The following is a 25,092-nucleotide window of genomic DNA, read 5'->3' as shown; positions in this document are numbered from 1 at the left end:
GTCGGGCGACGAATGCCCTCCGGAAGTCCTGGGCGCGGAAAGCTCGGTTGTCACCACCTGGCGCAAGCTGGACATCGTTCATTACGCAATGGAAGCGCCGCCCGGAAACCACCTTTGGCCTCCACCAACCAGTATTCCTGACCTAAGCTACAATTGCAAAAAACCTCAATATGGGGATTGTAGACTCATAAGCTCATTTTCTGAATCGGGTCATTTGTTCAGCCTTAATGGATTTCTAGATGATTGTTATGTTTGGGCACCAGCAATTGAGCAGAATCTAGGAAAGCCTTTTCGCCACTTTGTTACCTACGACTTTCATATTACAGGTGATCCTGATCCGCTCGGATTTCTAACATACGCAATGCCCTTGATGCAGGATTACGACTCCGATTCTTCCACAGAGGCTTACATTTGGGGCGTCGACATTATTAAGGATGACTTTGACGCGTATATGGGCGTTACATCTGCCCAAGGCCACCCCATAAGCGTCTTATCAGTTCCATTTATTAAATACCGGGTGGATGTTTCGGACCGATGGTATCCGGGACTTAACACCTATGATTACGCGCTTTTAAAGACGCTTTGCCACGAAACCACCCACCTACTGCAATACGACCCATTTGAGCGGACTACCTGGTGTCCCGAAGAAGACAGTGTAGAAAACGACATAATGCGTCAAGGCCTTCCTTGGCACGACATTTATTTGGATAATGGCGTGAAGGATGGTATTTATGACTGCGGAGTGAAAATCCCACTTTGGGTATCTTACGATCGCATGAAGTACTCTCGAATGCCTACGGCATCGAGATATCATTAGGAGGTTACTGCAATGTTTTTGTTAGCGGCAATTATACCCCTTGCAATTCTTCTTCAGTGTGAGACTCCTACTCCAGACCAGGCTGCATTTGATATAATGGCATCAATTACAAGAAGCATGGTTTTGGCTCCAGAGGAGCTTGCCTCTGTGGACGCCGAAATCACCGTTGTATACGTGCGAAATGTAGAACATGGCAGGAAGTATTCTATCGTGCTGCTTAAAAATGGCTTGTTGGATAAAGTCGACGCATTCACAGGCGATGGTCATCCTTGGCTTAAACGCTCGACGCGACAACTTAAAAACGCCGATGCTCAGCGATTATTTCAGGCTATTTTAGACAGCAAGGTATTTACGGCCGAGAAAGTCGCGGAGGCATCATCCCCTTGGGCAGAGGAAACGATTATCTTTAAGATTAGGATTGCTGACACGAAGTTCTACAGAATTTGGAACAGCCTGCCATATTCTGATCGTGACCAAGAAGCCTATAGAAAATTGGTAACCGCGGCTCTGCAAACCGCGGCGAACACATGGGATTCGGAAGTTCAAATAATTGGCCCCGAGGTTTACGAAGTAGTAGGTGGGTTGGTTGCAAGAGGAGATTATTGATGCACGATAAAACCCATGGGCAAAACCCGCACCGCCCGGAAAGCCGGCTGGGGGCTGGAGGGCTCAAGCGACATCGAGATTGTGGACTCGATGAGCCGGGTGTACTGCACGCTGCCCAGCCAGCAGGCCCTCGTCCGGTTCCCGCTGCCGTAGGTTTTCGGGAGTGCGCCGGGTTGCCGGCGCTTTGCGGTAAAAAACCGGCGGCCGCGGCGTGAACGCCGCGCTCCTTGGAATCAATCCTTCAACGCTCAACCACCTACTCCAATCAGCTCCCAAAGCTTAACTCCCGACTCTCTTCCCTCAACCCCCAGTGCACAACTTCCAGCTTCCAACGCTCAAAGGGTGGTTGCCGGCCTTTCCCGCAATTGACCTTGGCGTCCCCGCGGTTCGGTTTCCCCGCCGGGACGGCCGTGCTGCCTTCTGCCCCGCGTCGCGCAATTTGGCATAGGTCCGGCATAGGTACGGCGGCCCGAACCCGCGCACAAAGCGGCGGCGGTTGCGGCGGCCTGTTTGGCGGCCGGATGCGCGCGCAATCCAAGCCTCATTCCGCGTCGATTCCCGCCATGGTGCGCGGCCGCGTTACCGGCCGCGTAACCTATAATCCCCCCGTGGATCCGATCGACGGCACGCGCTGGTGCCCGCGCGACACCGCGATAAACAAGACCTGGCGGTACTGCGTGGACTGCGAGCCGCGCAGGAAGGCCGGCCGCTGCCCGTACATGTGGCTCTACTGGCAGAAAAAAAGCGAGGGCGAATCCGAGGCGAGCGCCCTCGAAACATATGAACGTATCTGCGACAAATGCGGTAACAGGCTGTCATTCCACCACGCGCTGATCCACCTTTTGAACGCGCGCGGCTACCGCGAAATGAAGGTCGCATTCGACCACAAGCGCGCCGTCGCCCATTTCGAAAGCTGCCCGTACTGCTTTTCCGGCGTCGGGTGGTTTCCCGGCAAGCCGCCGCCGGAGGTGGAGATTCCGGACGAGGAAAAGTCCAAATCCGAGCAGAAGGAGCGGATAGCGAGGCTCCTCGGAACCCCGAAAGAGGATGCGGAAACGAGAAGCCGCAAGATCGCGGGCTCGCTGGCGCGCAGGCCGGACGTGGACGTGGGGCTGTTCGAGTACATCGAATACGAGGGCGCGGATATGACGCCCGCAGAGTTGCGCGCGAGGCGCGAGGCCGCGTACGACAAGCGGCTGGCCGACGCGGCGCGGCTCGAGCGGCCGGAAATAGTCTACCCGCGCGAGTTCGACCTGCCGGGCGAAGCGTCCGATGGCGGGGAAGATGCGCCGGAAATCGCGAGCGAGCCGGAGGGGATCGAATTCAGGTTCCACGAATTGGAAGCGCCCGCGGTCGCGGATGACGAAAACCGCGACGCGGACGCGCTCGAATTCGACTGGGAGGACGAGCCGGAGCCGCGCATCGAGGGCGTGCCGCGCTGCCCGAACCACGATTACCGGAACGCAGACCGGGAGTGCCCGCTGTGCCATCGCCGGATGTGCCGCAAGTGCATGGCGCTCGTAAAGGGCGTGTACGCGTGCCGGGACTGCTTCGACTCGTACCTTATCCGCAATGCGTACGAAATTCCGAAGGACTGGGCGAAGCATCCGCAGGTGGATCTGCGGCCGACTCCTGTCCGCGCGGGCGCGCGGCGGTACGGGCTGGTGCGGATAGACTACGAGGGCGTTCCCGCACGCCCGGGGCACAGGCTTCTGGCGCATATTGTGGACGCGGCGCTGGCCGCAGCGGTTGCGGGGCTTTTGCAGCTTGCGTTTTTGCATCCGCTGCGCGGACTCGCGCAAAGCTTCGGAAACGCTGTGGACTGGATCGCGCGGCGCTCGGGCAATCTCGATTTCGCCGGGCTTGATCCGGGCGAAGCGCTGGCGAAGCTGTGCGGATTGGGGGGATTGCTTGAGCGCGGATTTACTCCGCAGGCTATCTGGTGGCTGGTCGGGCTGCCGGCGATCGCGTGGATATTCATCGGGCTTGCGCCGGTGTTCTCCGGGCGCAGCGCGGGCCAGCGCGCGTGCAACATCGCGCCGGTGGACGACTCCGGGCGCTCGCCGGATCTGCGTCCGCGGATCGCGCGCGCGCTGTTCGCGGTTTTGGGAATCGCGTCCGCGGGGGTGCTGGCGCTGGTTTCGTACGTATGGGGGCCGGGCGAGGCGTACGGACTCGCGGACAGGCTCACCGGAACGCGCGTCGTGACTTACCGCGGCGACAACGCGTACCCGCCCGCAGGGGATTTTATGGTTCGAATCGCGGCCGCAGGTGCAACCAACAAAACTGGCGAGGAAATTCCTTGAGACATAAGTTTTCGAACAGACCGAATGCGCGCGGCGAGGTGGAGCACGATTGCGGTGGAGGGATGGTTGTCCGGCGCAATCCCGACGGAAATCCCGAAGCGCTGCTTATCCGAGTGATCCGCTCGGACGGACGGGAGGAGTGGCTGCTTCCGAAAGGGCATCTGGATCCGGGAGAGAGTCCGGAGGCCGCGGCGCTGCGCGAAGTTTGCGAAGAAACGGGAATCGCGCCGGAGCGGCTGCGCCCGCTCGGCGAAATCGGCGACGTGAAGTACACATTCGGGGAAAAAGGCGGCCCGCCGCACAGAAAGGCGATCAAGTTTTATCTTTACGAGTTTATGCCCGGGCCGGATGTTGCCGGCATCCCCGATAACGAACACGCGGCGGACGAGGGTATAGCCGAAATCCGGTTCGCGGAGCCAACCGAAGCGGCCAAGCTGCTGACATACGCCGAATACCGGCGGATCGCAGCCACAGGATTCGAAATTTACGAAAAAACCGCCCGCTGATAGAAAAGGGAAGCCCTGGGTATAATTAAATGTCTTCCCACTTCCGGGGGTGCGGGTCATGAAGGGTATTTCGCGTGTTGCGGTTGTCGTTTTGGCGGTTTTTACGGGATTTGTGCTCGCCTGCGGGCGCGGCGGCGGGCCGTCCGGCTACGGCCTGCGTATTGCTTCGCCCGGCGGCGAATTCACGCTAGCTCCGCTCGGATACGGCGATCCCGATCCTTCCCAGCGCGGCAGCCTTTCGCTTGAAGTGACCGAAACATCGGGCGGAAACAAGCTCGTGGCGGTCGCAGTCGAGGGCGCGAAAGGCTACAAAAGCGCGCTTTTCCACCTGGAATACGACGCATCGCGGTTTTCTCCCGTTTCGGTCAAGGACGCGGGATTTCTTCCCGGTGCGCTCTTCCTGGGCGTGACGGATTATCCGGGAGTCGTCGCGGTCGGCGCGGTGATTCCGCGGCCCATGGAATCCGAAGGCGCATCCGGAAGCGGACGCATCGCGGAGATTGAATTCGCTCCGCGTCCATTCGAGGCGGCGCGCAAAACAAGCGGCGCTCCCAAAAACGAAGAAAACAAAATCACAACTGCCTCGGTCTACGACAACACTGCGGAGGCGACCTGCACGATCACCTTCATCGAGCGCAATCAGGGCGATTACGATTTGAACGGCGAAGTATCGGTCGCCGACATTACGCCCGTCGCGCTGCACTATCTTGAAACGACTTCGTCCGGCAATCCTGCGACGGATCCGATCGCTGTCATTGACGGCGACGGCAACGGCGAAATAGGCGTAAGCGACATAACTCCGATAGCGGTCAATTATTTGAACTCGCTGGACGGGTATGCCGTGCGCTGGGGAATCGACGACGGAAGCGGCAACGTGACGGATATGGGGGATATTCCCTTCCCGAGCAATCCGGAGTTTCCGTTCACGATAAACCGTCCCGCGGTCGGCGACGGCCTGCGCCCGCGCTACCAGGTGACGCACAGGTACGGCTTGGAGGCCGCATTTACCGGAAGCGACGCGACGAATCTTAGATATTGGATCCGCCCGTGCTCCGGCGGCGAGTACGGCATCGAAGGCGGGCCGTTTTCAACCTCGACCAATCCGGGCGGAGATACGGCTCCGCCGACCTGGCTGTCCGGGCTGGGAATCATCGCGGGGAATTACAATATCGGCAACACCGAAATAAACATCACGTTCGGCGAGGCGACGGACGCGGACAGTCCGCCCGTGTCGTACTGGGTGTACTGGCAAGTCGGAGAAACGCTGGATTATGCGGACGCCCGCGCAAGCGGACGCGTGTTCGAAGTTGATGTTACAGGACAGTCAAGCCCATTTAACTATACGATAACGGATTCGGACGGTGCCGCGATCGGCGAGACGCTCTCAATCGGCGTCCACGCGCGCGACAGCGCGGTTCCCCCAAACGAAACGCCGGAATACAATCCGCATCCGCTGCATCCGGGCGGTGCGGATTGGCTTGTCGTGGAGCCTGGAAGCGGCGCCGGCGACGTGCCGCCCACGTGGTTGCTCACGATAGGAATCACCGAGGCGGATCCGGGAGATCAGGCCGTCAATGTGGGCTGGGGGCTTGCCTACCACTCCGAAGGAGAACCAAGCTACGAGGTGTATTGGGCCGAGGGAGACCTGACCGGCAGCCCTCTCCAGCTTTTCACGAGCGGGAATCACACGAACGTCGCGGGCGCGACGTCCTATCGCGTGACCGGCCTGACGAATGACCAGATTTACAGCTTCGGCGTAAAGGCGGTTTCGCCCCGCGGACTGGAGGATCAAAACCTGAAAGTGCTTACCGCCACGCCCGCGGAAGGCGTATTTCCGTTCCAGGTGCCGGAGTTTGACACGATTTGGGATTGTGGAGTTATTTCCAATGACAGTGACATCGTATTGACCCCTATCGATAATGCCCCTGTAATTGCATACACGATGGGTCCCGCGAATCGACTGGCTTTATGCTATTACGATGGTTTTGACTGGGTGCACGAAGTTATTTCTGAAAACGGTCGCTTCGATCATCCCAGCATTGAGATTCGCGGAGATACATTGCTTGTTAGCGCTTACAATCGCGCAGCGCAAGCTCTTGAAGTTTATACCGGAGATGTAAATGCGCAGAATTGGCAACTTGATGTTGTAGACAGTTCTGGATATGACGGCAAAGGGTTTGAGTTTTGCTGGACATCAACAATGGAGTATTTCGAACCCACCGACACAATAGGCATAGTATATAATGCGGGGGTTGGAACGCATCTGTACAATGACTCCGAAAGCGTTCTTAAATACGCTTTTAAGTCGGGGAGCGATTCGTGGACTACTGAAACGATTCAAACCAGCGAAGGCATGCTATACAACAGCCCGGGGGCAAGCTTCGTGTTTACCCCGGATGGAATTCCGAGCGTTGCGTACGATTACGGCAATTTTGATCCTTCACCAATGCCTCATCCAATTTACAAAGCCTATGTATATTACGGTATTAGGGATAGTGGTGAATGGACGGTTGAAAAGGTGCCAGGCGACTGGATGGCAAACCAGGCAATATTCCTAACTTACAATACGGTTACTGAAATGCCGTTTATTGCAATGGGGCGAGACAGGGATGTATACCTTGGGTTTGGCCAAAGCGTACCCATAAATGATGCTGTTGTCGCGTGGAAGGATGCGGAAGGCAATTGGCAGGATCAGGTTTTGGCCGAGGGAGATGCCCTGTGGGATGGCGCGTTTGTAATCACCACCGACTTTGAGGGGCCGGATCCGGTTATTTGCTTCAACAAAGCGGGCCAGGGATTTTTCTATTACTCTTATGTTCATGCAGTTGTGGATTATTCTGAAGCGCAGGCTGCCGTTGACGCCAAAAGCTATCTTACGAGAAGTACGTTTAATGGCATTGCGTGGACGGCTCCCGAGCGACTTCAAGAGGACCCATACTTGGGATGCAGTGCAATAAACTTGGCAATTGACATCACCGAGGCGCGGCTATCCTTTCAGGAAATTGGAGTGCTGGATTACGCACCATATTACAACCAATTTCCCGAAGGTGAATTGGTCTACTGGCAGTTTTAGAGAATCTCTACTCCTCCTCCCCTCCGCCGTTCCTCATCCCGAAGAGGAGTTCAAGTTGCGCGGCGCGCTCGGCGGCAACCGCTTCGTCGTCGCCGTCCGGGTCGGGCGCTTCGCCGGGATCGAACACGGCCTGCCAGGTCGCTGGCTTCTCCGATTTACGCGCGCCTTCCGCTTCCCCGCCAAGCGTCTCGGGGTCACCCAGCATCTCGGTCAGCGTCGCCTCGATCGCGCGCTTGTGCCTGCCTTCCTTGCAGAAGTTGCGTACGAGATTGGAATCCGCCGGAAACGCGAGATATAAAACGCCGGGGCGAAGAAGAATCGGCGTTACGCCGCTGTCCTCGTGAATCAGGCAATATGTGGAAAAGTAATTCTTACGCAGCGCGGCGAGCGTTTTTTTCCAGCGGTCGGCCGGGAATGCGGTGAGCCCCGAGGGAAGCCTGGACCTGTCCGCCGATTTGAGCTTGACGCGCTTGGGGGGGGGCGGCGCGGCAGGCGCGGGCTCGGCGAAAGTGACGGGCGCATCCGCGGGATGCCCGTAATCGTCATGCTCCACCGGAATCAGGATTTCGTCCGAATCCGGCGGGGGAGGGGGCGGCTCCGAGACGGATGAATCGGAGGAAGGTTGCAATGCCGGGCGCGGTTCCGCGGCCGCGCGCGCTGATGCGTCGCCGCTAAAAGGGGGCGTTCCCGCGCCCTGCGCGGGCGGGCCTTGCGGCTCGCCGCTTTTCATTTTGCCGCCGCGCAGCTCTTCCAAAATCGCCCGCGGCCCGTACGATCCCGCCGCCGCGGGCTTGGGAGGCGGTTGCGGCGCGGGCGCGGATTCATCGTCCGCCGGAATAGGCTCGCCGGCCGGTTCGGATTCGGCGGAAAACCTCTCGGGACGCGGCGCGGCTGGCGCGGCCGCCTTTTGCGCGCTTTCCTGGAATCTGTAAGTGCCCGCGTTCTCCGGGCCGGGCAGTTCGTATACGCGCGCGCCTTCGATTATCGCCGCGAGCTTGAAAAGCGTCAGCTCGACGAGGCCGACCGGATGGTTGCTGCGGCGCAGAAGCCCGAGAGCGTCCCAAATCGCCTCGACGCAAAGCAAAAGCCGCTCTCGCGGCACCGTTTCGAGCATCAATAAAAGCTCGTCGTCGTCGCCTTCGCGCAGATATCCGTCGCGCAGCTTGCCGTAAAGCAGCCGCAGGAAATGCTCCGGATCGCGGCCCTCCGCCACGGCCTCGCGGAAGTGCTCCACAAGCTGTTGAAGGTTGCCGCCGACAAGCTCGCGCACGAGCTCGGTGACGGCTTTCGGATGCGACAATCCGAAAAGTTCGCGGATGTGAAGCGGCGTTATCTCCTCCTCGCCCGCGATGATGAGCTGGTCGAGCAGGCTTATCGCGTCGCGCGCGCTGCCCTCGGCAAGCTCCGCGAGAAGCATCGCCGCGTCGTCGGACAGCGCCTGGTTTTCTTTCTTTGCAATCGAAATCAGGTGGTCGGCAAGCTCGCGGAACGGAATGCGGTGAAACTCGAATCGCAGGCAGCGGGAGAGGATCGTTATCGGAAGCTTGTCCGGCTCGGTGGTGGCGAGGACGAAGATCGCATGCGAGGGCGGCTCCTCCAGCGTTTTCAGGAGCGCGTTGAAGCCGTGCGTCGAAATCATGTGGACTTCGTCGATTATGTAGACCTTGTAGCGAAGCTCCTGCGGGACGAACTGGACGCCGCGGCGCAGCTCTTCGATGGATTCGACCCCGCGGTTGGACGCCGCGTCCATTTCGATGACGTCGGGCGAGCGCCCCTCGGCGATGGAAGTGCACACATGGCAGCCGCCGCATGGTTCTCCGTCGCGGGCGTCGGGGCAGTTCAGCGCCTTGGCGAAGATGCGCGCGACGCTGGTCTTGCCGGTGCCGCGCGGCCCGCTCATCAGGTACGCGTGGGCGATGCGGCCGCGGGAAAGCGCGCCCCGCAGGACGCGGATGACGTGCTTCTGGCCCACGACCTCCGAAAACGTCTGGCTGCGGTACTTGCGGTAAAGCGTCTGGTAGCCCACGACGCGATTATAGGGCAGGGCGGGCGGCTGGGCAAACGCGCGCGGATGCGCCCGGAATGGTGTTACAATCACGCGCTTTTCGGAGGGCCGGCAGGTGAAGATTCGTGCAATTCAGTTTCTGGAGGATCGCGTAGCCGAGTTCAAGGAACTCGCGCCCGCGGCCGTCCAGGAGCTGGTTGCAAGCTGGGAATTCTGCTGGGTGGATATTGACATTACCGGAGCCAAAGAGAGCGAAGTCAAGGATTTGCTGGAGGAAAAGCTGGAGTTCCACCCCCTTACCGTCGAGGACTGCTACTCGTCCCAGCCGTACACGCCCAAAGCCGACGACTACGAGGACTACCAGTTTTACATCTTCCACTATTTCACGATCAACCAGCGGACGGGAGAGGTGGAGGCGCGCGAGCTGAACGTGTACGTCGGCCGCAATTACGTGATTACGGTTCACAGAAGCGAGCTTGCGGAGTTCAAGGAGCACATGCTGCCGGTGCCGGAGTACCTTCAGACTACGAGCGAAAAGCCGGTGATGTTCCTTCACCATCTGTTGGACATCATCGTGGACGCGTACATTTCCGAGCTGACGCACGTGCAGCTGTTGGCCGACAGAATAGAGGAAATGATTCTCGCGGGGCGCGGCATTCAGAGCCGGATGCGCGAGCGCGAGCTTATGCGCAACATTCTGACGCTGCGCCAGTCGCTGAACGTGATGCGCCGCTCGATACTGCCGGAACGCGCGATAGTGCACGGGATAATGCGCAAGCAGCATCCCGAAGAGGAAGAGGAAGAGGCCGAGGCCGTACGCTACCTCTCCGACCTGATCGACCAGCTGGAGCGCTCCCTGGATATTCTGGAGCACGAGCGCGACGCGCTGGCGAACCTGATGGATTTGCACATCACGCTGGTTTCAAACCGGACGAACGAGATAATCAGGATACTGACGATCATCACCGTAATCCTGATGCCGCTGAATTTGATTGCGGGAATTTACGGGATGAATTTCAAGTATATGCCGGAGATAATGCACCCTGCGGGATACCCGATGGTGCTGCTGCTGATGGGCGGAATCGCAGCCGTTCTGCTTTACTTCTTCAGGAAACGCGGCTGGATTTGATTGCTTGGCAGGTTTTAATTAAAGCTCGCTCCCGGCCGGAACAACCGTAATTTGCTTCGTCTGAACGCCTGACGCGCTTTCCACACGGATGGTCCAAGTGCCGTCAGTGCTGAATGTCAGCACTTCGCCTTTGATTAGCGGCTCCGGAGGGGCGCCGCCGGAAGAGGACTTGCTGTCGCGGAACAACGGGGAAACGGTTACGGTAAAGCTCGTCGCATCCCAAGTGACCTGACTTCCGACGAACACCTGGTTGGACTTGGAAAACTCGAGCCGCATCGTCACGACGAACGGATTGCCGACGTGGATGGGATCGGAAGTGTAGACGACCGACGTGACGGTGGCGGGGTAAGGTTCTCCCGCCCACTTGCCGCCGCCGCCGCACGAAACGGCTGCGAGCAAAGAAAACAAGATCAAAATTGCCGAAATCGACTTCATTCCGGGGCGATTGTATCAATATTTGTATCAGTCCTTACGATCCGACGGGAACCGGGGCCTCCCACCGAATCGCAATCTTGTTATACCCACGCGGTGTCGTAATAAAACGCTCAAAACGCGTTTTTGTGTAAGGCTTGAAAGGCGCGATGTTATAATCCGCGTGCCTTAAGGAGCGCCTGATGTACGATTATTTGAAAGAAACCGACCCTGAAATCTACCAAGCCGTAGTCGACGAGGCCCACCGCGAGCATGCCAAGCTGGAGCTCATTGCCAGCGAAAATTTTGTTCCATACGCCGTTCTGGAGGCTCTCGGACAGCCGATGCAGAACAAGTACGCCGAGGGCTACCCCGGAAAACGCTACTACGGCGGCTGCGAGTTCGTGGACGTGGCCGAAAAGCTTGCGCGCAAGCGCGCGAAGGCGCTGTTCGGAGCGGAGCACGCCAACGTCCAGCCGCACTCCGGAGCGCAGGCGAACACCGCCGCGTACATGGCGTTTCTTTCCGCGGGCGACAAGATTATGGGGATGGATCTTTCCCACGGCGGCCACCTTACGCACGGCCACCCGCTGAACTTCAGCGGGATTTATTTCCAAGTCGTCTCATACGGCGTGGACAAGGAAACCGAGCAGATCAACTATTTCACGCTTGCGGAGCAGGCCGCCGCGGAAAAGCCGAAAATGCTCGTCGTCGGAGCGAGCGCCTACCCGCGCAAAATCGATTTCGCGCGGATGAGGGAGATTGCCGACAGCGTCGGCGCCTATTTGATGACCGACATCGCGCACTGGGCGGGATTGATTGTCGCGGGACTGTATCCCACTCCCGTGCCGCATGCGCATGTCGTAACCAGCACCGTGCACAAAACTCTGCGCGGGCCGAGGAGCGGGCTGATACTTTGCCCTGAAGAATACAAGGCGCAGATTGACAAGGCGGTTTTTCCCGGCGTCCAAGGCGGGCCGATGATGCACGCGATCGCCGCGAAGGCGGTTTGCTTCAAATTGGCGGGAACCGAGGAGTTCAAGGTTTACCAGCGGCGGGTGCTCGAAAACGCGCAGGCGCTTTCGTCGAGCCTCGCCGCCAAGGGATTCCGCATCGTTTCGGGCGGAACGGACTGCCATCTTGTCCTCGTGGACGTGAAATCCAAGGGGCTGACCGGCAAGCAAGCCGAGGAACGTTTGGACTCCGTGGGAATAACGGTCAACAAGAACACGATTCCATTCGACACCGAGAAGCCGTTCATCGCAAGCGGAATAAGGATAGGCTCGCCGGCGCTGACCACGCGAGGAATGGGAGAGGCGGAGATGCACGAAATCGGCGAGCTGATCGCGGCGACGCTGCTTGCGGATGAAGGTTCGGCAGATCTGGATTCCGTGCGGGGCAAAGTCGCGCAGCTTTGCGACAGATATCCGCTTTACCCCGAAATCTGGCAAGGGGAAACTTTGACGGCCGCGGGATAGCGCCGCACCACCAATCGGCTTGTGATTTCGGCGCAAATTTCCGGCCTTCAAATTCCGCGCCGCCTTTTCGGAAAGGCACAGTCCGGTATAATGGCTTGGTAGACATCCTTCCACCGGAGGTTTCCGTATGATCTGGGCCGACAAGCTTTTTTCCGACCGCGCCAAGAATGTAAAGCGATCCGAAATACGAGAGCTCCTGAAGTTGACGACCAAGCCGGGCGTGATCAGCTTCGCGGGCGGATTGCCTCATCCCGACACGATCAACCAGGAATTGATGAGGACGCTTGTAGATCATGTCGTGGACCAGCACGACGATACGGCGCTGCAGTACGGCCCCACCGAAGGACATCCCGAACTGATCAGGGAATTGATCAAGTACCACAAGGCATACGACGGGATTGACGTGACCGCGGAGAATATTCTCGTCACCTCCGCGGCGCAGCAGGCGATAGAGCTGACGGCAAAGGCGTTTCTGGACGCCGGCGACAAGGTGATATGCGAGCGGCCTACGTATCTTGGATTCCTCCAGGCGGCGCGCGGCTTCCGCGGCGAGTTCATCGGCGTGGACATGGACATGGCCGACGGAATCGTAATCGAGCAGGTCGAGGACGCGCTTAAGAATCGGAACGGAAGAATCAAGTACATTTATTTAGTTCCCGATTTCCAGAATCCCGCGGGAGTCACGACTTCGCTTGAAAAGCGCAAAAAGCTGATCGAGCTGGCCCGCGAGCACGGAATCGTAGTCGTGGAAGACAGCCCTTACCGCAAACTGCGCTACTCGGGAGAAGATTTGCCTTCGATGCTTTCGCTGGACGAGAGGCGGGATACGGTCGTCACGCTTCACACGTTCAGCAAGATATTCGCTCCGGGTTTGCGGTTGGGATGGGTGACCGGCCCGGTGGAAATAATAGAAAAACTCACCATCCTGAAGCAGCCGGCCGACCTTTGCACCAGTCCGTTCGTTCAGTTTCTGGCGGGGCACTATCTTGGCGGAGGCCACCTGGACAAGCAGCTCGAATTCATCGTCAAGTTTTACCGCCCGAAGCAGGAAGCGCTTCTGGAGGCGTTCGAGCGGGAACTCGGCGATATTCCCGGTACGCACTGGACAAAACCCGACGGCGGAATGTTTTCCTGGCTGACTTTTCCGAAGGGAATCGACGCGACGGAGCTTTTCAAGGTTACGATCGAGCGCAACCTTGCATTCGTCATCGGCGCGGCGTTCGACTGCTACGGCGAGCGCAACGAAGCGGGGCGCATCAACTTCAGCTATCCGACGATCGAGCAGATCCACGAAGGCTCGAAGATTCTCGGTAAATGCTTGAAAGAAATGGTCGCGGGCAAATCCGGCGCGGCGGCAGGATAGCAATCGTTAATAGCTGAACCTGTCAATCTTCACTTTTCCTCTGAAGATGTAATAAATAATCGAGGTGTACGCCAGGACGATGGGCATGCCGACGGCCGCAATCACGAGCATTATTCCAAGCGTTTTTTCCGAGCTGGCCGCGTTGTATATCGTCAGGCTGTATTCGGGGTCGAGCGACGACAGGATCATGTCCGGGAAAACCGCGATACCGAAAAGGAACACCATCGCCGCGATCGTGCAGGCGCTGCTTACGAACGCCCAGCCGGGCTTGTCAAAGTGGATGCACCTGGGAATATTCGCTATCGCGAGCGCTGTGAGCGCGACGACGATCCACGCCCAGGGGAAATGCGTGAAGTTGTAAAGCGCGGTTGGAACATGGATTAGAGTCACCGCCGTTGTTGTCGCGAAGAAGAGAAGGAAAACGAAAAACGCGCGCCAAATCCAGCGCCGCACGCGCATTTGAAGCGCGCCCTCCGTTTTGAGATACAGATAAATCGCGCCGTGCATCGCGAAAAGCGACACCGTGAACAGCCCGACAAGCAAGGCGTAAGGCCGCAGCAGGTCGAGCATCGTCCCTTCGTACTCGAAGCCCGGACCAATAGGGATTCCCAGCATCATGTTTCCGACCGCGACGCCGAACAAAAGCGTCGCGACCAAGCTCGCGGCGAAGAACGCGCGATCGAACGTCTTCCTCCACCAGGTCATATTTTCCTTGCTGCGGAATTCCATCGCCACCGCGCGGAATATAAGCGCGAACAAAAGAATCATGAAAGGAATGTAGAATCCCGAAAAAGCGGTTGCATAAGCTTCCGGAAACGCCGCGAAAAGCGCGCCGCCGAATGTAACCAGCCACACTTCGTTGCCGTCCCACACCGGGCCGATAGCGTTCATGAATATCCTGCGCTCGGTGTCGCCTTTGGCGAACAAGTGAAGGATGCCGACGCCCAGGTCGAATCCGTCCAAAATCGCGTATCCGGTCAACAAAACGCCGAGCAGCACGAACCAGATAAGATTAAGGTCAAGGTTCATTAACCTTTTCCTCCTTCCGGCGATGCTTCAAGATACGGTGGAATCGCCTCCGGCATGTACGGCCCGGTTTCCTCCGGCCCTTCGAACACCCCTGGCCCGGCCTTTATCCTCCTGTCCAGAACGTAAATGTAAAGCGCGAGGAGAATCGCGTAAAGAATGGAAAATATGATTATCGACGCAAGCACGTCGCCTCCCGCGACGGAAACGGAAAACGCCTCGTCGGTGCGGAGCAGGCCATGAACCGCCCATGGCTGGCGCCCGACTTCCGCGGCGATCCAGCCGAGTTGGTTGGCCAGATACGGGCCAATTACCGAAAAGACGAAAATCCACATCAACCATCGCAAACCAAACAGCCTTTTGGCGAAATACAGAATCGCGCCGATAAGCGTGAGTGCGATGAAATACATCCCCAGCGCGACCATCACGTGATAGCTGTAAAAGGGCACGGCCACAGGAGGACGCTCGTCTTTGCTGAATTCGTTGAGCCCCGGAATCGTCGCATTCGCGTCGCCGTGAACCAACCACGAGAGCATGCCGGGAATGGCGACGCTCCCCTTGACCGATTTGGACGCGTCGTCCGGAAATCCCCACAAGTAAAGCGGCGCGCGGTCCGTCGTTTCGTAAACCGCCTCGAATGCGGCCAGCTTGGCCGGCTGGTGCTTTGCAACGACAATGGCGTGGTAATGGCCGAGGAATGGCTGGGAAAGCGACGCGAACAGCGCAACGAACAGCGCGATGGCGAATCCCCGCTTCGCGAAATCGGCATGAACGTTCTTGAGGATGTAGTACGCGCCGATGCTCATAACGACGAACGCGCCGAGGATGAGCGCGCCGGAAATTACATGAGCCAGCCTGATCATGGAAGACGGGCTGAAAACGACCGCCCAGAAATCCGTGATTTCCGCGCGCAAACCGTTCGGGCCGTCCACAACGTGAAATCCCGCCGGCGTCTGCTGCCAGGAATTGGCCACGATAATCCAGATTGCCGAAAAGATGGAGCCGAGAGACACCATGCACGTCGAAAAAAAGTGCATCCGCGGCGAGACGCGGTTCCAGCCGAAAACGAGAACGGCAAGAAATCCCGATTCGAGGAAAAACGCGAACACGCCTTCGGCCGCCAGCGCGCTGCCGAAAATGTCTCCGACATACCGGGAGTAGCGAGACCAATTGGTGCCGAACTGAAACTCCATTACGATGCCGGATGCAACTCCCATCCCGAATGTGATCGCGAAAATCTTGATCCAGAATTTCGTCAATAATTCATAGGTTTTGTTCCCGGTTTTCAGGTACAGACCCTCGAAAATGACAAGCAGCACGCCGAGTCCTATCGAAAGCGGCGGAAAGAGATAATGAAAAGCAATCGTGATCCCGAACTGGAGCCGGGAAAGAAATCCGGCATCGAGTTCCATTCAAATCATCTCCTTGTAATTCTCTTCACAAGCCACATTGCAAAGCGGCCCGCCGCAGCCGTCATAATGCTAAATCAAGTTTGCAAGCAGCGTACTGACGCGCCCGAGGAAGTCCAAATCGCCGCGCTCGAACGGCGCGAGCATGTGCGAGTCTATATCCAGTTCGCCCACAAATTTGCCGTCTCGAAATATCGGCATCACGATTTCCGACCGCACCGATACGCTGCACGACAAGTAATTATCCTCTTTTGAAACGTCCTGGATGACGAGCGGCTCCTTGGAAATCGCGACGCGGCCGCATATTCCGCTGCCGTACGGTATGCGCGTGTGCTCCGTCGGCTCGCCGGCGAACGGGCCGAGGACGAGCTCGTTCCCGTTTTCAGGATTGACGAAGTAGAAGCCGACCCAATCGTAGTGCGGCACGTTGTCTTTCAGCAGATGGCAGATCGCCCGCAGGCGCAGCATCGCGTCGTCCCCGGTATCCGCGATCGACTTCACTTTCGCGTACAGCGCCTCGAAATCGGAAAACTTCGCCTGCTTATTCAATTGGATCAACTCCGCTTACGGACTCGCCGCCGCCGGATTCCAGCCAGGCGTCGACAGCCCTGCGAATATGCGGGATGGTTATAGAGCCGCCTACGATCAGCCCGATTGCGATCGCCTCCTCAAGCTCCGCCGTTGTAACGCCTTCGGATCTGCAGCGGTCGAGGTGGTAGCTTATGCAATCGTCGCAGCGCAAAACCAACGATGCGACTAATCCCAGCAACTCCTTTGTTTTCGCGGACAACGCCCCGGCTTCGTATACGCGGTTGTCCAGCGCGAGAAATCGTTTGGAATTCGTCCCGGCGAAGCGTTGAAACTGCTCCTGCAGCCGAGCCCGCTCTTGTTTGAACCGCTCCAGCCCGGTTTTGCCTTCAGCCATCGGAATCACCGCCCGCTTCGGCTGGCCGTGTTGGCGCAGCGCGGGGACAAACCGCGGGGAGGAGCCGAAGCCCCTCCCCGCTTGAAATTAATCTTCACGCTTGCCAAAAATCTGGTCGAGCATCATCAGCGCGGGTACATGATCTCCCGCCATTTTGAGCATCTCGACCGCGTTCATGGTGTTTTCTTCCTCTTCCACCTGCTCTTCCACGAACCACTGAAGGAAGTTTTCGGTGGCCTTGTCGCCCTCGGCCCTGGCCAAATCCACCAGCTTATGGATGCAGGCCGAGATGTGGCACTCATGCTTGTAGGCGGTTTCAAAAGCGTCCAGTGGAGATTTCCACTCGTGTTTGGGGGCGCCGATCGCTTCAAGTTTCACGGCTCCGAACCGGGTGTTGATGTAATCCATGAACTTTTCCGCGTGCTCGACTTCCTCTTCGAACTGCTTCTTCATCCATCCCGCCATACCGCGCAGGTTTTTGGTCTCGAACCACATCGACATCGAAAGGTAGATGTAGGCCGAACCGAGTTCTTCGCCGACTTGCTTGTTAAGCTCGGCGAGCATCTTTTTGCTAAGCATTTCTTTTTCTCCTCAAAGTTTTTAAATCAAATCAACCGCCTTGCGGCGGACAAAACTATCCAACAGCGGCTCGCGCCGCTTCAAGCGCAGGTTCGTAGTCCGGCTCGTCGGCGTTTTCGGAGTTTGTCTTCGCGTACACGAGCTTGCCCTCGCGGTCGATGACAAACAGCGAGCGGGCGAGAAGCCGGAGTTCTTTGATTAGAATTCCGTACTTCGGGCCGAGATCCGCGTCCCTGTAATCGGAAAGTACTACAACCTTGTCTATTCCCGCGGCGCCGCACCAGCGCTTCTGCGCGAACGGCAGGTCCATGCTGACGGTGAGGATGACGACATCATCCCCGAGTGACGCCGCTTTCTCGTTGAACTTGCGGGTTTGAATATCGCACGTGCCCGTATCAAGCGATGTGACCACCGACAGCAGCACGACTTTGCCGCGGAACTGCGACAGGCTGACGGGCTTGAGCTCGCCGTCCAGCACCGTGAATTCCGGCGCGGTCATACCCGGCTTAAGCTCGTCGCCGAGAAGCGTAAGCGGGTTGCCGCCCGCTGTGAAAACACCCTTGCGTTCGTTCATGCTGACTCCTCCGGAGAACACTTAAACCCCATACTCCCTGGAATTGATTATAGACCACGCCGTAAAGTTATCGCATCGGCCTATGCATGTGCTTCAAGGTACTTGGCTACTCCCTCTGCGGTGGGCTTCATCGCTTCCTCTCCGGGACGCCAGTTGGCGGGGCATACCTCGCCGTGAGCCTCGAAAAACTGAAGCGCGTCGAGCATCCGAACCGCCTCGTCCACGTTCCGGCCCAGCGGCAGGTCGTTCACCAGCATGTGGCGCACAATCCCGTCGCGATCTATCAAAAACAGCCCGCGCACCGCAACCGACTCGTCGAGAAGAACGCCGTAATCCCGCGAGATCTGCTTCGTCAAGTCCGCAACCAGCGGGAACTGCACATTGCCCAAGCCGCCCTCGTTCCGGGGAGTATTCTTCCAAGCAAGATGCGTATACTCGGAATCCACCGAAACTCCGATCACCTCGCAGTTGCGCTTTTTAAACTCGTCAAGTGCCTTGTCGAAGGCGATGATTTCGGAGGGGCAGACGAACGTGAAATCGAGCGGGTAGAAGAAAAGCAACACATACTTGCCGCGGTAATCCGAAAGCTTAAGCTTGCCAAAGCTGCCGTCTGGCATAACCGCGTTTGCCTCGAAGTCCGGGGCGGGTTTCGTAATCATCAGTGACATCTTTTTTTTCCTCTTTATCCTTGAAATTCAGAACTATCGGCAGGCCCGAAGGCCTTTCCTTCAAATTGTGCTCCGTACTCCTGCACGAATGCGTGCAGATCCTGATCGGAGCGTATCCCGAGCCGTGTCAGCGCGAAGTCGTACTTGACCGGATCTTCCGGCGATACCGTGCGGAACGCGGCTGTGATTTCTTCGGCGCACTTCGCGCCCGCGGTTTTGCGCGCTGTCAGTCCGAGCGCGCGTGAAATCCTGAACATATGCGTGTCGAGAGGGATCGTAAGCATCGAAGGGGATACGCATGTCCAGCCGCCGGGATCCACCGCGTCCTTTCGAACCAACCACCGCAAAAACAGATGAAGCCGCTTGCACGCGCTTCCGCGGGATGGAATGGGAAGCAATGGATTTGTCCCGTCGCCCGCGATCGCGGTCGCGAAACCGGTAAGAGCCGATTGCACGGTGCCGTTCAATTTGGCCGCGAAGCAAGCTTCCAGCGTTCCGAACAAGCGGATTGCTTCGGCCGCTCCCCAAAGCAGCGCCGCCATATCCGCGCCCGCAGCCCAGCGGTGCTTGAAGCCGGAAACCGCCGCTGCAAGTTTCCCGCGATTCCATTTGGCCAGTGTCACGCTTGGTGGATCGATTGCCTTAAGCACCTTGCGGACGCTTGTGACGATTTGTTTTACTCCGCCGAATGCCAGCGAGGACGCCACGAGCGCGGCGATTTCCCTGTCCTGCAGGTCGGGATAATCGTAGAGAACTTCCAGCGGATCGGGCGATACGTATTCGCGCTTGTTCAGCCGCTCGTACAGCGCGTCGAGGGCGGCTTTATTGACTCTGGGGCGGCTTTCGGAAACACTGCGTTCAACCAATGTCGCCCACCGCCTTTTCGGCGTCTTCGAACCATGCCTCGAATGTCTGGTCGTGCGGCTCGCCCACGCCCGATTCCCTGCATCGCGGGCAGATCCACTTGAACTCGATATCATAGCCCGTGATTCCGTGCGCGCCGGCGCCGGGAAAGAGCGACATGACGCTTCCGACGGCCTCGACCGGCATATCGTCAAGCCGGCCGCAAACAGTGCAGCATACGTGGTGATGGGGTGCCGTGTTTCCGTCGAACCGCATTTTTCCTTCGCCGTTCGACAGTTTTTGAATCACTCCCATCTCGGACATCGTTTCGAGATTGCGGTAAACCGTTCCCAAGCTTACGTTCGGCAATTCACGCCTGACCATCGCGTAAAGCTCGTCCGCGGTCGGATGCGTCTTGACGCTTCTGAGCGCGTCAAGAATCACCTTCCGCTGAAGGGTCATCCGCGAAATCGGCCTGGTTTGAGCGTTGTTCATTATCGCTAATAGGAATCATTACTATTTACCTATAAATGTGCCAAATTGCTTTAAGCTCAACCTTGTTACAGGTTTCTCAAGCGGGCGGCGGCGGACGGGTTTGCAGTAGTGCGTTTATGCCTGTTGGAACTGGCGCAACAGCTCCTCCAGCTTGGCGCGTACTTCTTCCGCGTGACTCTCCGGCTTGACGCGGGGCCAGACGTGCGCGATTTTGCCGTTGGGATCGATTAAAAACGTCGAACGCTGGATTCCCCAGTATGTCTTGCCGTAGTTGGTTTTTTCCGTCCATGCACCAAATTTCTCTGCAACTTCGTGGTCAAGGTCGGAAAGAAGCGCGAAATTGAGGTCATAGTCCGAAATGAACTTCCGGTGGCTTTCCAAATCGTCCGGCGAAACGCCGAGAACGACCGCCCCAAGTTCCGTGAGGCTCGAAAGGCCGTCCCGGAATCCGCACGCTTCCACGGTGCATCCGGGCGTGTTGTCCTTCGGATAAAAGTAAAGCACAGCCCATTTTCCCTTCAGCGATTCGAGCGTTATCCTGCCGCCCTTGCTGGATTCGAGCGAGAACGACGGCGCGTTGTCTCCTGGTTTAAGCATCGCGTACTCCGGAATCTAATTTAAAACAGCACTTTATACCAGTTTGGAGTGTTCCGGCGCGCGGTGCGCGCGCGAAAAATCTGCAATCGAGGGTGGATTTGCTCCCAAAAAGCACAGGGGCCTGCCGTTCAATCTTGGGTCGGAGGAACGTCTCAGCAGGCCCCCTGGGGGAGAAGGGAATCTTGTTGAGCCCCGGCGAAGCCGGGGCTGCGATCGACCAGTTCCCTGGAGAAGCCCTGATTCCCGTCAGGTCTTCCAAAATTAATCATACCTCAAAAGTCCGGAATAATCACAAACCCGAGCAGATTTTCCAAAAAGTGGCTGTCGGCCGCCTAATCACAAGCTCTTGGCAGTCCGGCGGAACCGGCGTCACGGAAGTTCAAAAGGCGCTAAATCGTTCAGCGGTTTCAGCTGTGATGGAGTTCGATAATGAGGCGGGGCATGCGGTATGGCTAGATGGCAATCCGGCAGCTCCGGAGCCAGGAGATTTTGAATGGAAGCCGTTGCTTTTCACGAGAATATGACCGTCGGAGAAATTCTTACCGCGGACCCGCGGGCCAAGCATGTCCTGGCCTACTTTCACATCGGCGGGTGCCACCACTGCTCGGTGGACGACTCCGCCACGCTCAAGCAGGTGTCCGAGGATTTCGGGGTGCCGCTGGAGATGCTCTTGAAGGCGCTGAACAAACTCTCCGAGATGTGATCGGCGCGGCGAGGTATCCGCTATGAATTTCGAGAAGTTCAAAGAGTTCGTAACCAACCGCTACAACTTCGGCGACCTGCCCGGCGCAAACGCAAAGGGCATGGTCACGAACGCCAGCTGCGGCGACATGACGATGCTTTACTTCAAGGTGGACGACGAAACCGAGCTTATAGAGGACGCCCGGTACTTCACGTTCGGCTGCGGATTCAGCCAGGCGATGGGCGTCGTTATCACCGAACTCTGCAAGGGCAAAACGATAAGCGAAGCGGAACTCATAACCGAGCGCCACATCGACGCGGTGCTGGACGGCATCCCAGAGGCGAAGCGCAACTATTTATCGCTCATCCACGGGCTTCTGCAGGACACGATTAGGGATTACAGGGAAAAGAAGGGCAAGGAAGCCGCGCCGGTGGGCGCGGGGTAAGGCCACTCAACCGAGCCATTTGGCCAGCCGTTTCTCGACTTCTGATAGCGGGAATCTTCCCCCCGCTTTAATCATCCTTGTTAAGCAATTGGAAAGTTCCTTCGCGCAAACTAACCCGTGCTGTTCTATTTGATCCAGCACCCAAAGTGACCCGTGGATCACCAAATTTGATTTCATAGCAAGCCGCCTGGCCTGTCCATCATCAGTGACAAGCGTCGAACTATGCTTGCGAGCCAATAGCAGTGCGGAGATATCTGCTCTTGATATCGACATATGCTCGCTGTGGATAATCTCCAACTCATCCAACTCGTCGGCATTCAGACTATCGATTTTAACCAGTTCAATAAACTGCACAACCGCTTCTGGGCGCTTGAATTCCTCGGCGACCAGATCCGTTGTAAACAGTGGGGAGCACACTTGGGCAAACTGCGTAAGAACGCTTCCGTTATACGCGTTTACAACAACCGAGGTGTCAATTACGTAAATCGTCCCCTCCCCCTTGCCCTATCCTGATTCAACCATTAGATCTGAAGTTGGTACTCCGAGCAACTCAGCTGCTCTTGAAATGGAAATTGCACGTTCCTCAAGCAATTTCTTGACCAAAACCTCAAAACGGGCGGGAGCTTCGCGCGAGTTGCACTCCACGGGTTCTTTTTTCTTCCATCCAAGTGCGGAAAAGCGCCTGAATTCCCTAGTCAAGGTGGCATCGGAAATGACTCCCAAATCCCGTGCGCGATACAACCAAGCCTGCATGCTCATCCCGTATTTGAGTTTTAAGTACTTTAATTCGGCGATCGATAAGGAACGGCTTTGGAAGGAAAGCTCTTTTTCAACCGTTTCTTTTGGTGCCAAAAATGCGGCCGCGAACCTATTGCAAAGGGCCTCCTCATCTAGGCCATCCGATGGTTCAAGCACAATATGCCCGAGTTCGTGCGCAAGGGTGAACCTTGCCCTGTCGCATGGAAGATTCTTGTTGAAAGCAATAGCATGTACGGGTTTCCCGTCCTCTAATTTGGTTGCATATGCGCAACCGAAGAAATCCTCTTCGGTTTGGATAGGAATTACGTGGACGCCATTATCCTCTAACGCCATGGCAACGCTTTCAATGGCGTCCACGCCAAGCTTCCAACTTTCCCTCAACCTAATCGCAGCATCTTCAGCGTCTTTCAAAGTGCGCGCTTTGTATGGAAAACCGTCAGGTAGGTGATGGTGATCTGATGAAATGCCCACCATTCCTTCCACTTCCAAGAATCGCTCAAGCTTATCCCGAAAATTCTCATCGATTTGAGCGAGCTTTCTTGCCCCTACCTTACTTCGCTTTCGAAATCTTGGCATGACTGCAATGGCCTTCGGCGAGCGCAGGAAGTAAGAAGGCCTTAAGTTAGTCGCCCTTGCCAATTTTATAATTACGGCGGTTCCAGGCTTATTCTTTCCAGTTTCGTATTTGGAAATTGCGGTGTGGCTCACGCCGACTCTTTCGGCAAGTTCCCGAACTGAAAGTCCGCGCATAATGCGCGCACTTTTAATTTTCTGGCCAATATCCATTCTCTTCACCTCAACCGGTTTACATTATACCCAAAATCTGAGTGTTTGTAAACCGCGTTCTTTGCGCAACGGAAACCTACCCCGACTCTTCCTTCATCTTCCGCAGATCTAGAAATTCTGCTATCTCCGCCTCGGTCGGCAGCCCCTTTTGCGCACCAGGTCGCGGATCAGCTCGTCTTCGCCATCCCTTCCCGGTGCGAAAAAACTCCATAAACCGGCTGAACTAGCCTGTCGCCATGATTCGTATCCGCGATTTCGTTACCGTGATTATGCTGTTTCGCACTTTGCTTTCTTATTTATCGAGGATTCGTTCAATCTGCACAGCCTGCTCCAGTCCTCTGATATCTACCAGCCTGATGATGCCGCAGTGCGGCCTTCCAAACAGAACAGCAAGTGCCCTGAAGTCATTGTCCGGAGTCACGAGCGTTCTGTTTTCCAAATGAGCTTGCACTAGAATCGCCTCGTCTCCGGGATCGAATTCGAAATCGCCCGCCAAGACGACGTCGTGTCCGGACTGAATTAAAAGAGGCTTGATATGCTTGTTGATGCAGGTATCCAGAAGCAGACGCATCTATTTGCCCGCAAGCTGAGGCTCGAATGTCTGATTTGCCTTCATTTTTTGCGCGAACAGAAGGCATGCCTGTATATCGTCAGGCTCAAGTCATGGAATTCCTTCCAGTGTTTCCTCGGCGGAATCCCCTGCCGCGAGCAGGCCCAGCACGTGCTCGACCGCCAGCCTTCGGCCGCGGATGATGGGCTTCCCGCCAAAGATTTCGGGATTGACGGTTATCCTGGACAGCAATTCGTTTTGCAACATCGCATTTCCTGAGCGGGCAACTTCGCCGCACAAGGAAGATTATACCCTTTGGGGCCGATTGGCCGCAGCATTGGACAAAACCGTCGCGGCTACGGCTCCTCCGTCATCTTCCGCAAGTCGAGCAAATCCGCAATTTCCGTGTCCGTCAAAAGCCCCTTTTCACGCACGAGGTCGCGGATAAGCTCGTCTTTCGCCATGGCTTCCTTCGCGATTTTCGCGGCCTCGGCGTAGCCGATCTTGACGTTCAGCGCGGTCGCAAGCGCAGGGCTTTTCTCCGCGAACCGGCGGCAGATCTCCTCGTTCGCCGCGATTCCCGCGACGCACTTGTCCGTGAACGCCTCGATCCCGCCCGATGCGACCTGGATAAGCTGAAGCAAATCGAACGCGATGACAGGCATCATCACGTTAAGCTCAAGCTGGCCCGCCTGGGACGCGTGCACGATGGCCGCGTCCAGCCCCATGCAGTGGCTCACGACCATGTTCAGCATCTCCGCCAGCACAGGGTTGACCTTGCCGGGCATGATCGAGCTTCCCGGTTGGACCGCGGGCAGGACGATTTCGTAAAAACCGGTGCGCGGCCCGCTTGCGAGCAGCCGCAAGTCGTCCGCGATTTTCTTGAGCGAGGTTAGGAGCACGCGGATCGCGCCCGAAACTTCCACGATCGCGTCGAAGCTGGCCATCGCCTCGAAAAAGTCCGGCGGATTCCTGAATTCCTTCCCGGTGATTTCGTTAATGTGCTTCACGACGAGCCTGCGGTAGCCCGGCGCGGTGTTCAAGCCCGTTCCGACCGCGC

The 25,092-nt window shown here is 57.2% G+C and carries 28 protein-coding genes and 1 pseudogene; 12 read left to right on the top strand and 17 right to left on the bottom strand.

Annotated elements, in window-relative coordinates:
• The 6 genes from HRF49_08145 to HRF49_08120 all read left to right on the top strand — a co-directional run.
• Nucleotides 1-817: hypothetical protein (locus HRF49_08145; GenBank protein MEP0814620.1), on the top strand; the 817-nt coding region annotated here is incomplete at its 5' end.
• 12 nt (nucleotides 818-829) lie between these two features.
• Nucleotides 830-1,423 carry a hypothetical protein gene (locus tag HRF49_08140; protein ID MEP0814619.1) on the top strand — a complete coding sequence of 198 codons (594 nt, stop codon included), beginning with the start codon at nucleotides 830-832 and terminating at the stop codon, nucleotides 1,421-1,423.
• 15 nt (nucleotides 1,424-1,438) lie between these two features.
• Nucleotides 1,439-1,576 carry a hypothetical protein gene (locus tag HRF49_08135; GenBank protein ID MEP0814618.1) on the top strand — a complete coding sequence of 46 codons (138 nt, stop codon included), beginning with the start codon at nucleotides 1,439-1,441 and terminating at the stop codon, nucleotides 1,574-1,576.
• 368 nt (nucleotides 1,577-1,944) lie between these two features.
• Nucleotides 1,945-3,729 (top strand): RDD family protein, encoded by a 1,785-nt coding sequence (locus HRF49_08130; protein MEP0814617.1) that lies wholly within the window; start codon nucleotides 1,945-1,947, stop codon nucleotides 3,727-3,729.
• The gene (locus tag HRF49_08125; protein MEP0814616.1) at nucleotides 3,726-4,235 is read left to right on the top strand and encodes an NUDIX domain-containing protein; all 510 of its coding nucleotides are present in this window, start codon (nucleotides 3,726-3,728) and stop codon (nucleotides 4,233-4,235) included. Before HRF49_08130 ends, HRF49_08125 begins: the two co-directional genes overlap by 4 nt.
• Before the next feature lie 58 nt (nucleotides 4,236-4,293).
• Nucleotides 4,294-7,308: a hypothetical protein gene (locus HRF49_08120; protein ID MEP0814615.1), complete on the top strand. Its 3,015-nt coding sequence runs from the start codon at nucleotides 4,294-4,296 to the stop codon at nucleotides 7,306-7,308.
• Nucleotides 7,309-7,315: 7 nt separating this feature from the next.
• Here HRF49_08120 and dnaX read toward each other — a convergent pair whose 3' ends face one another.
• Nucleotides 7,316-9,406, bottom strand: coding sequence for a DNA polymerase III subunit gamma/tau (gene dnaX, locus HRF49_08115; protein ID MEP0814614.1), 2,091 nt, complete (start codon nucleotides 9,404-9,406; stop codon nucleotides 7,316-7,318).
• Nucleotides 9,407-9,428: 22 nt separating this feature from the next.
• On the opposite strand from dnaX, the gene corA reads away from it, so the two are divergent.
• On the top strand, nucleotides 9,429-10,442 hold the full coding sequence (corA, locus tag HRF49_08110; GenBank protein MEP0814613.1) for a magnesium/cobalt transporter CorA: 1,014 nt from the start codon (nucleotides 9,429-9,431) through the stop codon (nucleotides 10,440-10,442).
• 18 nt (nucleotides 10,443-10,460) lie between these two features.
• Here the strand turns inward: corA and HRF49_08105 are convergent, their stop codons facing one another.
• Nucleotides 10,461-10,877, bottom strand: coding sequence for a hypothetical protein (locus tag HRF49_08105; protein MEP0814612.1), 417 nt, complete (start codon nucleotides 10,875-10,877; stop codon nucleotides 10,461-10,463).
• A gap of 179 nt (nucleotides 10,878-11,056) precedes the next feature.
• Between HRF49_08105 and HRF49_08100 the strand changes: the two genes are divergently transcribed.
• Together HRF49_08100 and HRF49_08095 are read left to right on the top strand one after the other, a co-directional pair.
• Nucleotides 11,057-12,331 (top strand): serine hydroxymethyltransferase, encoded by a 1,275-nt coding sequence (locus HRF49_08100; GenBank protein MEP0814611.1) that lies wholly within the window; start codon nucleotides 11,057-11,059, stop codon nucleotides 12,329-12,331.
• A gap of 127 nt (nucleotides 12,332-12,458) precedes the next feature.
• On the top strand, nucleotides 12,459-13,694 hold the full coding sequence (locus tag HRF49_08095) for a PLP-dependent aminotransferase family protein (protein ID MEP0814610.1): 1,236 nt from the start codon (nucleotides 12,459-12,461) through the stop codon (nucleotides 13,692-13,694).
• A gap of 6 nt (nucleotides 13,695-13,700) precedes the next feature.
• Here the strand turns inward: HRF49_08095 and cydB are convergent, their stop codons facing one another.
• The 10 genes from cydB to bcp form a co-directional block, all read right to left on the bottom strand.
• A complete protein-coding gene (gene cydB / locus HRF49_08090; protein ID MEP0814609.1) occupies nucleotides 13,701-14,723 on the bottom strand; it encodes a cytochrome d ubiquinol oxidase subunit II in 1,023 nt (340 codons plus the stop codon).
• On the bottom strand, nucleotides 14,723-16,132 hold the full coding sequence (locus HRF49_08085; GenBank protein MEP0814608.1) for a cytochrome ubiquinol oxidase subunit I: 1,410 nt from the start codon (nucleotides 16,130-16,132) through the stop codon (nucleotides 14,723-14,725). The genes cydB and HRF49_08085 overlap by 1 nt, the downstream gene beginning before the upstream one ends.
• A gap of 69 nt (nucleotides 16,133-16,201) precedes the next feature.
• Nucleotides 16,202-16,597 (bottom strand): GAF domain-containing protein, encoded by a 396-nt coding sequence (locus HRF49_08080; GenBank protein ID MEP0814607.1) that lies wholly within the window; start codon nucleotides 16,595-16,597, stop codon nucleotides 16,202-16,204.
• Nucleotides 16,598-16,670: 73 nt separating this feature from the next.
• Nucleotides 16,671-17,054: a carboxymuconolactone decarboxylase family protein gene (locus HRF49_08075; GenBank protein MEP0814606.1), complete on the bottom strand. Its 384-nt coding sequence runs from the start codon at nucleotides 17,052-17,054 to the stop codon at nucleotides 16,671-16,673.
• Between the two features lie 87 nt (nucleotides 17,055-17,141).
• Nucleotides 17,142-17,633 carry a ferritin gene (locus tag HRF49_08070; GenBank protein ID MEP0814605.1) on the bottom strand — a complete coding sequence of 164 codons (492 nt, stop codon included), beginning with the start codon at nucleotides 17,631-17,633 and terminating at the stop codon, nucleotides 17,142-17,144.
• A 55-nt stretch (nucleotides 17,634-17,688) separates the two neighbouring features.
• Entirely contained in the window at nucleotides 17,689-18,207 is a 519-nt protein-coding gene (gene tpx / locus HRF49_08065) for a thiol peroxidase (GenBank protein MEP0814604.1), read from the bottom strand.
• 80 nt (nucleotides 18,208-18,287) lie between these two features.
• A complete protein-coding gene (locus HRF49_08060; protein ID MEP0814603.1) occupies nucleotides 18,288-18,875 on the bottom strand; it encodes a peroxiredoxin in 588 nt (195 codons plus the stop codon).
• Between the two features lie 14 nt (nucleotides 18,876-18,889).
• On the bottom strand, nucleotides 18,890-19,741 hold the full coding sequence (locus HRF49_08055; protein ID MEP0814602.1) for a TIGR02757 family protein: 852 nt from the start codon (nucleotides 19,739-19,741) through the stop codon (nucleotides 18,890-18,892).
• Nucleotides 19,734-20,213, bottom strand: coding sequence for a transcriptional repressor (locus HRF49_08050; GenBank protein ID MEP0814601.1), 480 nt, complete (start codon nucleotides 20,211-20,213; stop codon nucleotides 19,734-19,736). The genes HRF49_08055 and HRF49_08050 overlap by 8 nt, the downstream gene beginning before the upstream one ends.
• Before the next feature lie 114 nt (nucleotides 20,214-20,327).
• Entirely contained in the window at nucleotides 20,328-20,810 is a 483-nt protein-coding gene (gene bcp, locus HRF49_08045) for a thioredoxin-dependent thiol peroxidase (protein ID MEP0814600.1), read from the bottom strand.
• Nucleotides 20,811-20,995: 185 nt separating this feature from the next.
• Here bcp and HRF49_08040 point away from each other — a divergent pair, with 185 nt between their 5' ends.
• From HRF49_08040 to HRF49_08030, 3 genes are read left to right on the top strand one after another with little or no spacing between them, the layout of a single operon-like run.
• Nucleotides 20,996-21,334: a hypothetical protein gene (locus tag HRF49_08040; protein ID MEP0814599.1), complete on the top strand. Its 339-nt coding sequence runs from the start codon at nucleotides 20,996-20,998 to the stop codon at nucleotides 21,332-21,334.
• The gene (locus HRF49_08035; protein ID MEP0814598.1) at nucleotides 21,304-21,513 is read left to right on the top strand and encodes a disulfide oxidoreductase; all 210 of its coding nucleotides are present in this window, start codon (nucleotides 21,304-21,306) and stop codon (nucleotides 21,511-21,513) included. Before HRF49_08040 ends, HRF49_08035 begins: the two co-directional genes overlap by 31 nt.
• A gap of 22 nt (nucleotides 21,514-21,535) precedes the next feature.
• Nucleotides 21,536-21,937 (top strand): iron-sulfur cluster assembly scaffold protein, encoded by a 402-nt coding sequence (locus HRF49_08030; GenBank protein ID MEP0814597.1) that lies wholly within the window; start codon nucleotides 21,536-21,538, stop codon nucleotides 21,935-21,937.
• 6 nt (nucleotides 21,938-21,943) lie between these two features.
• Here HRF49_08030 and HRF49_08025 read toward each other — a convergent pair whose 3' ends face one another.
• The 5 genes and pseudogenes from HRF49_08025 to aspA all read right to left on the bottom strand — a co-directional run.
• Nucleotides 21,944-22,354 (bottom strand): hypothetical protein, encoded by a 411-nt coding sequence (locus tag HRF49_08025; protein MEP0814596.1) that lies wholly within the window; start codon nucleotides 22,352-22,354, stop codon nucleotides 21,944-21,946.
• Between the two features lie 87 nt (nucleotides 22,355-22,441).
• Nucleotides 22,442-23,482: an ImmA/IrrE family metallo-endopeptidase gene (locus HRF49_08020; protein ID MEP0814595.1), complete on the bottom strand. Its 1,041-nt coding sequence runs from the start codon at nucleotides 23,480-23,482 to the stop codon at nucleotides 22,442-22,444.
• A 292-nt stretch (nucleotides 23,483-23,774) separates the two neighbouring features.
• Nucleotides 23,775-24,053 (bottom strand): DUF5615 family PIN-like protein, encoded by a 279-nt coding sequence (locus HRF49_08015; protein MEP0814594.1) that lies wholly within the window; start codon nucleotides 24,051-24,053, stop codon nucleotides 23,775-23,777.
• Nucleotides 24,054-24,299 (bottom strand): annotated as a pseudogene (locus tag HRF49_08010) (DUF433 domain-containing protein).
• 89 nt (nucleotides 24,300-24,388) lie between these two features.
• Nucleotides 24,389-25,092: aspartate ammonia-lyase (gene aspA / locus HRF49_08005; protein ID MEP0814593.1), on the bottom strand; the 704-nt coding region annotated here is incomplete at its 5' end.

This window comes from bacterium (assembly GCA_039961635.1).
Classification (GTDB): Bacteria; 4484-113; 4484-113; order JAGGVC01; family JAGGVC01; genus JABRWB01.
The sequence above is the reverse complement of the archived record's forward strand: the minus strand, read 5'-3'. Positions and strand labels throughout refer to the sequence as shown.

Excerpts from the sequence above, each read along its gene's own strand:
- HRF49_08140 (MEP0814619.1), top strand. The coding sequence starts at position 830 with ATGTTTTTGTTAGCGGCAATTATACCCCTTGCAATTCTTCTTCAGTGT.
- HRF49_08135 (MEP0814618.1), top strand. The coding sequence starts at position 1,439 with ATGGGCAAAACCCGCACCGCCCGGAAAGCCGGCTGGGGGCTGGAGGGC.
- HRF49_08130 (MEP0814617.1), top strand. The coding sequence starts at position 1,945 with ATGCGCGCGCAATCCAAGCCTCATTCCGCGTCGATTCCCGCCATGGTG.
- HRF49_08120 (MEP0814615.1), top strand. The coding sequence starts at position 4,294 with ATGAAGGGTATTTCGCGTGTTGCGGTTGTCGTTTTGGCGGTTTTTACG.
- HRF49_08105 (MEP0814612.1), bottom strand. The coding sequence starts at position 10,877 with ATGAAGTCGATTTCGGCAATTTTGATCTTGTTTTCTTTGCTCGCAGCC.
- HRF49_08100 (MEP0814611.1), top strand. The coding sequence starts at position 11,057 with ATGTACGATTATTTGAAAGAAACCGACCCTGAAATCTACCAAGCCGTA.
- HRF49_08095 (MEP0814610.1), top strand. The coding sequence starts at position 12,459 with ATGATCTGGGCCGACAAGCTTTTTTCCGACCGCGCCAAGAATGTAAAG.
- cydB (MEP0814609.1), bottom strand. The coding sequence starts at position 14,723 with ATGAACCTTGACCTTAATCTTATCTGGTTCGTGCTGCTCGGCGTTTTG.
- HRF49_08085 (MEP0814608.1), bottom strand. The coding sequence starts at position 16,132 with ATGGAACTCGATGCCGGATTTCTTTCCCGGCTCCAGTTCGGGATCACG.
- HRF49_08080 (MEP0814607.1), bottom strand. The coding sequence starts at position 16,597 with ATGCTGCGCCTGCGGGCGATCTGCCATCTGCTGAAAGACAACGTGCCG.
- HRF49_08075 (MEP0814606.1), bottom strand. The coding sequence starts at position 17,054 with ATGGCTGAAGGCAAAACCGGGCTGGAGCGGTTCAAACAAGAGCGGGCT.
- HRF49_08070 (MEP0814605.1), bottom strand. The coding sequence starts at position 17,633 with ATGCTTAGCAAAAAGATGCTCGCCGAGCTTAACAAGCAAGTCGGCGAA.
- tpx (MEP0814604.1), bottom strand. The coding sequence starts at position 18,207 with ATGAACGAACGCAAGGGTGTTTTCACAGCGGGCGGCAACCCGCTTACG.
- HRF49_08060 (MEP0814603.1), bottom strand. The coding sequence starts at position 18,875 with ATGTCACTGATGATTACGAAACCCGCCCCGGACTTCGAGGCAAACGCG.
- HRF49_08050 (MEP0814601.1), bottom strand. The coding sequence starts at position 20,213 with ATGAACAACGCTCAAACCAGGCCGATTTCGCGGATGACCCTTCAGCGG.
- bcp (MEP0814600.1), bottom strand. The coding sequence starts at position 20,810 with ATGCTTAAACCAGGAGACAACGCGCCGTCGTTCTCGCTCGAATCCAGC.
- HRF49_08035 (MEP0814598.1), top strand. The coding sequence starts at position 21,304 with ATGGAAGCCGTTGCTTTTCACGAGAATATGACCGTCGGAGAAATTCTT.
- HRF49_08030 (MEP0814597.1), top strand. The coding sequence starts at position 21,536 with ATGAATTTCGAGAAGTTCAAAGAGTTCGTAACCAACCGCTACAACTTC.
- HRF49_08020 (MEP0814595.1), bottom strand. The coding sequence starts at position 23,482 with ATGGATATTGGCCAGAAAATTAAAAGTGCGCGCATTATGCGCGGACTT.
- HRF49_08015 (MEP0814594.1), bottom strand. The coding sequence starts at position 24,053 with ATGCGTCTGCTTCTGGATACCTGCATCAACAAGCATATCAAGCCTCTT.